Here is a 9,331-nt window from a genome sequence, read left to right as displayed (position 1 = left end):
GCGCTGAGCGGCATCAGACTTCCAAGCGAAGGGCGCCATGCATGGCGCGGCCCCGCGGTCAGGTCTTGCAGGGGCCGGCCCCGCGGTCAGGTCTTGCAGGGGCCGGCCCCGCGGCCAGGGTCTTTCCAGGACCCGCGCGACTGCGCGGTCAGATCTCCGGGCGAGTCGGCCGTGCGCGTCACCAGCCCAGCAGCATGGCGAAGACGAGCGGCGCCACGATGCTCGCGTCCGACTCGATGATGAACTTCGGCGTGTCGGCCGAGAGCTTGCCCCAGGTGATCTTCTCGTTCGGCACCGCGCCCGAGTAGGAGCCGTAGCTGGTGGTGGAGTCGCTGATCTGGCAGAAGTAGCCCCAGCGCGGGATGTCGGTCATCTGCAGGTCCTGCTCGAGCATCGGCACCACGCAGATGGGGAAGTCGCCGGCGATGCCGCCGCCGATCTGGAAGAAGCCGATGGAGCGGCCGGCCTTGACCTGTTCCTGGTACCAGGCCGCGAGGTAGGTCATGTATTCGATGCCGCTGCGCACGGTGTGCACGTTCTTGATCTCGCCCGTGATGCAGTGGCTGGCGTAGATGTTGCCCAGCGTCGAGTCTTCCCAGCCCGGCACGATGATGGGCAGGTTCTTCTCGGCGGCGGCCAGCAGCCAGCTGTCCTTGGGGTCGATCTGGTAGTGCTGCTCGAGCTTGCCGCTCAGCAGGATCTGGTACATGAACTCGTGCGGGAAGTAGCGCGTGCCGGCGGCGTCGGCGGCCAGCCAGTGCTCGAGCACCACGTGCTCGATGCGGCGGATCGCCTCTTCTTCCGGGATGCAGGTATCGGTGACGCGGTTGAGATGCTGCGCCAGCAGCTTTTCCTCGTCGTCGGCGGTCAGGTCGCGGTAGTTCGGGATGCGGACGTAGTGGTCGTGCGCCACGAGGTTGAACACGTCCTCCTCGAGGTTGGCGCCGGTGCAGGTGATGGCCTGCACCTTGTCCTGCCGGATCATTTCCGCGAGCGACAGGCCAAGCTCGGCCGTGCTCATCGCGCCCGCGAGGGTCACCATCATGCCGCCGCCGTCGGCGAGGTGCGCGGCGTAGGCGTCGGCCGCATCCACCAGCGCGGCGCTGTTGAAGTGACGGAAGTGGTGGCGGATGAAACGGGAGACAGGCGCATTGCTCATGCCGGGCCCTCTTGCTGGGGGTGCAAAACAGGGGCGCAAGGTTAGGGCAGGCGGCACGCCGCAGCAAGCGTTCGCTCCGGCTAGAGCGAGATAGCCCAGTCGGGCAGCACCTCGAGCGCGTAGGCCTCCAGCACCTTGTCATAGCCGGTGAACACGAGCAGGCCGAGCAGCAGCAGTAACACGCCCAGCCATTGCTTCCCGCGCGCCGCGCCCGCCAGCAGACCCGGGCGCAGTCGGTTGAGCAACTGGCCGGACAGCAGGCCGGCCCCAAGCAGGGCGCCGGCGGTGCCCAGGCCGAAGGCGAACATGACGGCGAAGGCGGTGCCCATTTGCTGGCCCACCGAGGCCAGCGCGATCGCCGCGCCCAGGGTGGGGCCGACGCAGGGCAGCCAGACCAGGCCGAGCAGCGCGCCCATGCCGAACTGCCCGAGCGCTGCGCCGCCCTGGCCGGGCGCCGGGTTGAAGCGGGCGGTGAAGGCCGAGAGCTTCAGCGTGGCCCAGTCGCCCAGCGGCTTGACCAGGAGCATCAGCGCGATCAGCAGCAGCAGGGCCGCAGCCACGTAGCGGAAGCCGTCCGGGTTGAAGCCGAGGTTCAGCAGGGCCAGCGTGAGCACCGTGCCGGACACCGCAAAGGCGGTGGACAGGCCGAGCGCGAGAAACACGGGGCCGCTGCGTCCGCTGGTGGCCGCCGAGGACATCACGATCGGCACCAGCGGCCAGACGCAGGGCGACATGATGCTGAGCACACCGGCGACTACCGCCAGCGGCACCGACGCGAGCTCGAGGGACATTGCGGGCTAGGACCCGTCGGCGAGGGCCTTGGCCCGGGCGGCGATGGCCTTGTCGAGCTCGGCGGCGATCACCTCCGGCCGCGTCTCGGCAACGCTGAACCAGTACTGCCGCTCGCCCACGTAGAGGAGCAGCGTGGACTGGCGCGGCGCGCGGAAATGCCGGACCCATTCCTTGTCGTCGTCGAAGTCCACCTCGAGGATATGAAACGACTGGTCGGGATTGGCGTCGCGATACGATTGCAGGATCTGGCGCTGGCGCTTGCAGGTCGGGCACCAGGTCGCCCAGATATCGACCAGGACGACTTCGCCTCCGGCCTGCAGGGCTGCGAAGCGCTCCGGGGTGAAGCGCTCGCCGTCCAGCGCGCTGGCCGGGGTAATGAGGGCGAAACCCAGCAGCAGGGCAACAATGATCTTGTTCATGCGGTCTCTCCAGTGGTTGCAATCCGGCGTGCCGTCACCGGCTGCCGATACCCATGGAGACTCCGGGCGCGCCCGAATTATTGCATCGGCACCTGCTGCGTCAGGCAGTGGAAGGCGCCGAGGCCGACCACCAGCTCGTTGGCGCGGATCGGCACGACACGGCGGTCCGGGAAGCAGGGCTGCAGGATCCGGGCCGCCTCGGCGTCGCGCGGCTGGTCGAACACCGGCAGGAGCACGACCTGGTTGGCAATGTAGAAGTTGCCGTAGCTGGCGGGCAGCCGGTCGCCCTCGAGCTCGACCGGCTCGGGCATCGGGAGCTCGATGATCCTGAGCGGCCGACCGTCAGGCAGGCGCATGGCGCGCAGGCGCTCGAGGTTTTCGGCCAGCGGCGCATGATTGGGATCGGCGGGGTCGGGTTCGACCGCGGTGACCACGGTGTCCTCGGCCACGAAGCGCGTGATGTCGTCGACGTGTCCGTCGGTGTCGTCGCCGACGATCCCGTCACCCAGCCACAGCACCTGCCGCGCGCCGAAGAGCAGCTCGAGCCGCGCCTCGATGTCCGCGCGGTCCAGCCCGGGGTTGCGGTTGGGGTTAAGCAGGCACTGCTCCGTGGTCAGCAGCGTCCCCGCGCCGTTCACGTCGATGGAGCCGCCCTCGAGGATCATGCCGGCCTCGAAGCGGCGCAGCCCGAGTGCGGCGGCCATCTGCGCGGGCACCGCGTCGTCCAGGTCCCACGGCGGGTACTTGCCGCCCCAGGCGTTGAAACCGCAGTCGACAGCGGCGAGCTCGCCCGCGTCGTCGCGGACGAAGATGGCACCGTGGTCACGGCACCAGGCATCATTGGTCGGGATGGCGTGAAAGACCACGGCCGGCGTCTCGGCGATCGCGCCAAGCAGGCCGCGGACATGGGCCTCGTGCTCGGCGTCCAGCACGTTGATGCGCACCGTTTCGCCCGCAGCCAGCGCCGTCACGGCCTGCGCCATGGCGGCCTCGGCCTGCTGCAGCACGCCCGGCCACGTGTCAGGGTTGTGCGGCCAGGAGATCCAGGTCGCCTGGTGCGGGGCCCATTCGGCGGGCATGGCGAACCCCAGCTCGGCCGGCGCGGGACGGGGCAGGTTCATGGTCGGGCTCCTGGCGTGATGTTGGGGACTGTCCCCGGGACAGTCCCCAGGGCGCGCATCTTAGACTATCGACGGGTGGCAAGTTGAGCCTCGAGAGTTCATATTTGTCCGTCGAGCCGAAAGAACTGACGGGGGAGAGAGTCATGACGGAACGGGTAGCAGTGGTTACCGGCGGCACGCGCGGTATCGGCGGCGCCATCTCCGAAGCGCTGGCGCAGGCCGGCTACAAGGTGGCAGCGAACTACGTCGGCAGCACTGACCGGGCAAAGTCCTTCCAGGAGCGCACCGGCATCATGACCGTGCGCTTCGACGTCGGCGATTTCGAGGCCAGCCGCGAAGGCGTCAAGCGCGTCGAGCAGGAGCTCGGTCCGGTCGAGGTGCTGGTGAACAACGCCGGCATCACCCGCGACGGCACGCTGCACAAGATGAGCTTCGAGGCCTGGGACGAGGTCATCCGCACCAACCTGACCAGCTGTTTCAACATGTGCCGCCACGTCATCGAGGGCATGCGCGAGCGCAAGTTCGGCCGCATCGTGAACATCGGCTCGGTCAACGGCCAGGCCGGCCAGTACGGCCAGGTGAACTACGCGGCCGCCAAGTCCGGCATCCACGGCTTCACCAAGGCGCTGGCGCAGGAAGGCGCGAAGTTCAACGTCACGGTGAACGCCGTCGCCCCCGGCTACGTCAACACCGAAATGGTGCGCGCCGTGCCGGAGAACGTGCTGGAAAAGATCATCCAGCGCATCCCGGTGGGCCGGCTCGGCGAGACCGAGGATATCGTGCGCGCAGTACTGTTCCTGGTCGCCGACCAAGCGGACTTCATCACCGGCTCCACCGTCTCGGTCAACGGCGGCCAGCACATGTACTGAGGGACGGCGGCGCGGCCTGAGCGCCTAGCGCGTCTCGTCCATGCTGCGCTGGACATAGGCTCCGGGCGCATCCTCGACAACCGGGTAGTCCTTGTGCCTGCCCGGCTGGCGCGCGTTCACCTGCCCGCCCGCGTGCTGCTTGAGCCACTTGCCCCAGTCCACCCACCAGCTGCCCGCCTGCTCCTCGGTTGCCTCGAACCAGGCGTCGGGATTCGCCGGGGTCTCGTCGCCCGCGCGATAGCCGTACTTGACCTTGGTCGGCGGGTTGATGGCGCCGGCGATGTGGCCCGAGTTGCCGAGCACGAAACGGCTCGGTCCCGCGAACAGCTGCGTGGCCTGGTAGCAGGATTTCCACGGCGCGATGTGGTCGTCACGCGTGGCGAGCACGTAGGAAGGCGTCTGGATGCGGCTGACGTCGATGCTCTCGCCGGCCACTTCCAGGGCGTCGGGCTCGCGCAGCAGGTTCTTCAGGTACATGTTGCGCATGAACCAGGTGTGGCAGGCCGCCGGCATGTTGGTGGCGTCCTCGTTCCAGTACAGCAGGTCGAAGGGGACGCGCGGCTTGCCGAGCAGGTAATGGTTGATGATGAACGACCAGATCAGGTCGGGCGCACGCAGCATGCGGAAGCCCCAGGAGACGTTGTCGCCGGGGATGAAACCCTTGGCGCGCCCGGCGGCCTCGAGCCGGTCCACCAGTTCCTCGTTGACGAACACCTTGATGTCGCCGACGTCGGTGTAGTCCACCAGCGTGGTCATGAAGGTCGCGGAGCGGATCGGCTTCAGGCCCTTCTTCTCCAGCCAGGCCAGCAGCACCGTCAGCAGGATGCCGCCCAGGCAGTAGCCCATGGCATTGACTTCCTTCTGGCCGGTGACGTCCTTGATGACGTCCAGCGCCGCCAGCGGTCCCTCGCGCAGGTAGTCGTCAAAGGTCTTGTCGCGGGTCTCGCCGTTCGGGTTCACCCAGGAGATCAGGAACACGGTGTGTCCCTGCTCGACCGCCCAGCGCACCAGCGAATTGGACGGCTGCATGTCCAGCACGTAGTACTTGTTCAGCCACGGCGGGATGATCAGCAGCGGGCGACGCGCCACCTTGGCGGTGGTCGGGGTGTACTGGATCAGCTGCATGAGCTCGTTCTGGTAGATCACCTTGCCGGGCGTGATGGCCAGGTCCCGCCCGACCTTGAACGCGCCCATGTCCGACATGCTGATCTTCAGCCGCCCATGCTCCAGGTCGAGGTCGGACCAGAAGTTGCGCAGGCCGTCGATGAAGTTGCGGCCCTTGCTGGCCTTCGCCGCCGCCAGCACCTCGGGGTTGCTGAGCGCGAAATTGCTCGGCGCCAGGGCGTCGAGGAACTGCCCGGTGAAGAAGCGCAGCTTGCGCGCCGTATCCGCGTCGAGGCCGGGCGTTCCGTCGGCCAACGACAGGAGAGTCCGCGTGTTGGCCTGCCAAGCCTTGCGCGCGGCATTGAAGACCGGCCGGCGTTCCCAGCTCTCACCGCTGAAGCGGCGGTCGCCGCCATGCCCGTTGGGCTTCACCGGGCTGCCTGCTGCCTGGCGCAGCAGGTCGCCGCCGATGCCGAGATAGTCGCCCGTGAGCGACACCGAGTGCTTCACGACAAAGCCCGGGTGCAGCGCCAGCGCCGCCATCCATTGCGCATAGGCCCGCGTGACGTCCGCGGAAAGGCCCGCCATCACCCGGGTCATCTGGTACTGGGTCTGCAGGTTGGCAGGCGTGAAATTCTTCAGCACGGACATGGCGGCGCCCCTCAGCCCAGCCGCTCGAACACGGCGGCGATGCCCTGGCCGCCGCCGATGCACATCGTGACCAGCGCATAGCGCCCGCCGACGCGCTCCAGCTCGTACAGCGCCTTGACGGTGATCACGCAGCCGGTGGCGCCGATCGGGTGTCCCAGCGAGATACCGCTGCCGTTCGGGTTGACCTTGTCGGCCGGCAGGTCGAGGTCGCGACAGACCGCCAGCGCCTGCGCCGCAAATGCTTCGTTGACCTCGAACACGTCGATGTCGGACACCTCGAGGCCGATGCGATCGAGCAGTGCGCGCGTCGCCGGCACCGGGCCAATCCCCATGTACTTCGGCTCCACCCCGGCGAAGCCATAGCCCACCAGGCGAGCCATCGGCTTGAGCCCTTTCGCCTCGGCGGCGCCGCGCTCCATCAGCACCACGGCGGCGGCGCCGTCGTTCAGCCCGGAGGCGTTGCCGGCGGTGACGCTGCCGTCACCCTTGAAGGCCGGCCGCAGCTTCGCCAGGCCTTCCAGCGTGGTCCCGCGCCGCACGTGCTCGTCCGTGTCGAAGGCTATCTTTTCGCGCTTGACCTTCACTTCCACGGGCACGATCTGGTCCTTGAACCGGCCTTCGTCGATCGCCCGCGCCGCGCGCTCCTGGCTTTCCAGGGCCAGGGCGTCCTGGTCCTCGCGGCTGATGCCCCAGCGCTCGGCGACGTTCTCGGCCGTGATGCCCATGTGGCACGAGTCGAAGGGATCGCTCAGGGCGCCGACCATGGCGTCGATCACCTGGCCGTCCCCGAGGCGCTGGCCGAAACGCAGGCCCGGCAGCCAGTACTGGGCGCGGCTCATGCACTCGGCGCCGCCCGCGACCACCGTCGCCGCATCGCCCTGCTGGATCAGCTGGGCCGCGGAGACCACCGCCTGCAGGCCGCTGCCGCACAGCCGGTTCACCGTCAGCGCCGGCGTCTCAACCGGCAGCCCGCCGTTCACGGCGGCGACCCGGGCCATGTACATGTCACGGGGCTCGGTGTGGATCACGTTGCCGACCACGCAATGCTCGACCGTTCCCGGCTCGAGCCCGGCGCGCGCCACCGATTCACGAACACAGAGAGCGGCCAGGTCGGCCGGCGGGGTGCCGGCGAGCGCGCCTCCATAGGTGCCGATGGCGGTACGCACGGCGGATACGACGACGACTTCACGGTCTGGAGTGCTCATGGTGCTGCCTGCCCTGGTTGTTGTTGCTTGCGGCCTGTTGCCGGCCGTTCAACTTGCCACCCGCGCCGGCGGGCTGCAAGCCGACAAAAGTACGGGCGGGACGTCGCCGTCCCGCCCGTAGCATTCGTAAGGCCTCAGGCCGCCTTGCGGCCCGGCATCGTTGCCATCGTCTCGCCGAAGGCCGCCTGGGCCTGCTGCAGGCCGCGCTCGGCCCACGTGGCGAAGGTCGCCTGCGCCTCGGTGGCCGCCGCGGCGAAGCCCTGGGCCCGCTCCTGGGCGCGGGCGGCGTAGGTCTGGGCGACCTCGACCTGGCCCTGGAAGTACTCGGTCGGGCTGGTGGCGCTGGAGAGCAGCTTCAGCTCCTCGGTCACCAGCTCGATGCCGTCGCCCAGCAGCTCGGCCTGGAACTGCAGGCCCTTCTCGAAGGCGTCGAAACCGAACTCGCTGAGCTCGGACAGGGGAGCCATGGCGTCCTGCGCCCTGGCGAAGATCGTGTCGAATCCGTATTCCATGATGTGTTCCTCGGCTTGGTTCGTGGCCCGGCGCCGGGTGGCGCCACTGTCGGAGCAAGCCTAGCAGGAAAGTTTTTGCAATGCAAAAAATATTTCCGGCCCCGCCCGGGTGGAGGTATTTACCAAATAAAATCAATTATTTATTTCTTTTTTTCCGGGCCTTCGGAAGGGTCATCTTTTTGCGGCCGCGCATTGCCGGCGCCGAACAGGCCCCGCTGGAACTCCTGCCAGGCCGCCAGGTTGGTCTCCGCCAGCTGGCCCATGGTGGCCAGCGGCGTGTCCCGCACCATCTTCAGCACCTGGTCCTGGAAGCGGGACTGCTGTTCCACGAAAGTCCCCACGCTCCGCTCGAGATAGGTGGCGAGGAAGTCCTGCATGGCGCCGCCGTAGAAGCGGATCAGCTGCTCCAGCAACTCGGCCGACAGCAGCGGCCGGCCGGCCTCCTCCCGCTCGACGATGATCTGCAGCAGGATACTGCGGGTCAGGTCCTCGCCCGTCTTGGCGTCCTCCACCCGGACGCGTTCCCCGCCCACGATCAGCTGGCGCACCTCGTCCAGCGTGAGGTGGCGACTCTCGGAAGGGTCGTACAGGCGCCGGTTGGCGTACTTGCGGATGACGCGTTCGTTCACGGCAGGCTCAGTCCATGTGGTAGCCGCCGTTCACCGACAGGTCGGCGCCGGTGATATAGGCAGCATCGTCGGAAACCAGGAACAGCACGGCGCGGGCGATCTCCTCGGGCTTGCCGAAGCGCCCTGCGGGGATCGACTCCCGGATGCCCTCGCGAATCGGCTCGGGCACGTTCATGATCAGCGGTGACTCGATGTAGCCCGGCGAGACGGTGTTCACGGTGACGCCCTTGCGGGCCACCTCGCGGGCCACGGCCATGGTGAAGCCGTGGACACCGGCCTTGGCCGCCGAGTAATTGGCCTGGCCGAACTGCCCCCGCTGCCCGTTGACCGAGGAGATGTTCACCACGCGGCCGAAATTCCGGCTCGACATGCCGCCGATCACGGCCTTGGTGGCGTTGTAGACGCTGTCCAGGTTGGTGCGCACCACCGCCTTCCAGTCCTCCGGGTCGAGGTTCACCAGCCGCCCGTCGCGGGTGATGCCGGCGGCATTCACCAGCACGTCCACCGGACCGAGCGCCGCCTCGACGGCGGCGATGCCTTCCCGGGTGGCGTCGTATTCGCCCGCGTCGAAGGCCTGGAGATGGATTTCGATGCCGCGGGCCGCCGCCTCCGCCTGCCAGGCCTCCGCCTGGGCAGCGTCCGCCGGATGGCCATTGGCCGCGACCCGGTAGCCCGCCCCGGCGAGCGCCTCGCAGATCTTCCTGCCGATGCAGCCCGTGCCTCCGGTCACCAGCGCCGTCCTACCGCTCATAGAGTTCTCCAGTTGTGCAGGTGGGTCAGGGCCTTCGTGCAGCCCGCCGGCAGCATAGCGCGTTGATTTTTGCAATGCAAAAAAGAAAGGGGCGGCCCGCAGGCCGCCCCTTGCTCACC

Annotated in this window: 10 protein-coding genes; 1 reads left to right on the top strand and 9 read right to left on the bottom strand. The window is 68.1% G+C overall.

Going from position 1 to position 9,331, the window contains the following annotated elements; all coding sequences use genetic code 11:
• Positions 1–178 precede the first annotated feature (178 nt).
• The 4 genes from G6N75_RS03930 to G6N75_RS03915 form a co-directional block, all read right to left on the bottom strand.
• A complete protein-coding gene (locus G6N75_RS03930) occupies positions 179–1,159 on the bottom strand; it encodes a deoxyhypusine synthase family protein (RefSeq protein WP_165346799.1) in 981 nt (326 codons plus the stop codon).
• 80 nt (positions 1,160–1,239) lie between these two features.
• Complete coding sequence (locus tag G6N75_RS03925) at positions 1,240–1,950, bottom strand: cytochrome c biogenesis protein CcdA (protein ID WP_165346797.1); 711 nt, start codon at positions 1,948–1,950, stop codon at positions 1,240–1,242.
• A 6-nt stretch (positions 1,951–1,956) separates the two neighbouring features.
• Entirely contained in the window at positions 1,957–2,370 is a 414-nt protein-coding gene (locus tag G6N75_RS03920) for a thioredoxin family protein (RefSeq protein ID WP_165346795.1), read from the bottom strand.
• A gap of 77 nt (positions 2,371–2,447) precedes the next feature.
• A complete protein-coding gene (locus tag G6N75_RS03915) occupies positions 2,448–3,491 on the bottom strand; it encodes an agmatine deiminase family protein (protein WP_165346793.1) in 1,044 nt (347 codons plus the stop codon).
• Between the two features lie 143 nt (positions 3,492–3,634).
• On the opposite strand from G6N75_RS03915, the gene phbB (G6N75_RS03910) reads away from it, so the two are divergent.
• Positions 3,635–4,360, top strand: coding sequence for an acetoacetyl-CoA reductase (gene phbB, locus G6N75_RS03910; RefSeq protein WP_165346791.1), 726 nt, complete (start codon positions 3,635–3,637; stop codon positions 4,358–4,360).
• A 24-nt stretch (positions 4,361–4,384) separates the two neighbouring features.
• Here phbB (G6N75_RS03910) and phaC read toward each other — a convergent pair whose 3' ends face one another.
• The 5 genes from phaC to phbB (G6N75_RS03885) all read right to left on the bottom strand — a co-directional run bounded on the left by phaC (position 4,385) and on the right by phbB (G6N75_RS03885) (position 9,212).
• Positions 4,385–6,115, bottom strand: coding sequence for a class I poly(R)-hydroxyalkanoic acid synthase (gene phaC, locus G6N75_RS03905; RefSeq protein ID WP_165346789.1), 1,731 nt, complete (start codon positions 6,113–6,115; stop codon positions 4,385–4,387).
• A gap of 11 nt (positions 6,116–6,126) precedes the next feature.
• Positions 6,127–7,320: an acetyl-CoA C-acyltransferase family protein gene (locus G6N75_RS03900; RefSeq protein WP_165346787.1), complete on the bottom strand. Its 1,194-nt coding sequence runs from the start codon at positions 7,318–7,320 to the stop codon at positions 6,127–6,129.
• Between the two features lie 134 nt (positions 7,321–7,454).
• A complete protein-coding gene (locus G6N75_RS03895) occupies positions 7,455–7,832 on the bottom strand; it encodes a phasin family protein (protein WP_165346785.1) in 378 nt (125 codons plus the stop codon).
• Between the two features lie 140 nt (positions 7,833–7,972).
• A complete protein-coding gene (gene phaR / locus G6N75_RS03890) occupies positions 7,973–8,461 on the bottom strand; it encodes a polyhydroxyalkanoate synthesis repressor PhaR (protein WP_165346783.1) in 489 nt (162 codons plus the stop codon).
• 7 nt (positions 8,462–8,468) lie between these two features.
• The gene (gene phbB, locus G6N75_RS03885; protein WP_165346781.1) at positions 8,469–9,212 is read right to left on the bottom strand and encodes an acetoacetyl-CoA reductase; all 744 of its coding nucleotides are present in this window, start codon (positions 9,210–9,212) and stop codon (positions 8,469–8,471) included.
• Between the last annotated feature and the right edge of the window lie 119 nt (positions 9,213–9,331).

The organism is Thioalkalivibrio sp. XN8 (genome assembly GCF_011058255.1).
Taxonomy (GTDB): domain Bacteria; phylum Pseudomonadota; class Gammaproteobacteria; order Steroidobacterales; family XN24; genus XN24.
The sequence above is the reverse complement of the archived record's forward strand: the minus strand, read 5'-3'. Positions and strand labels throughout refer to the sequence as shown.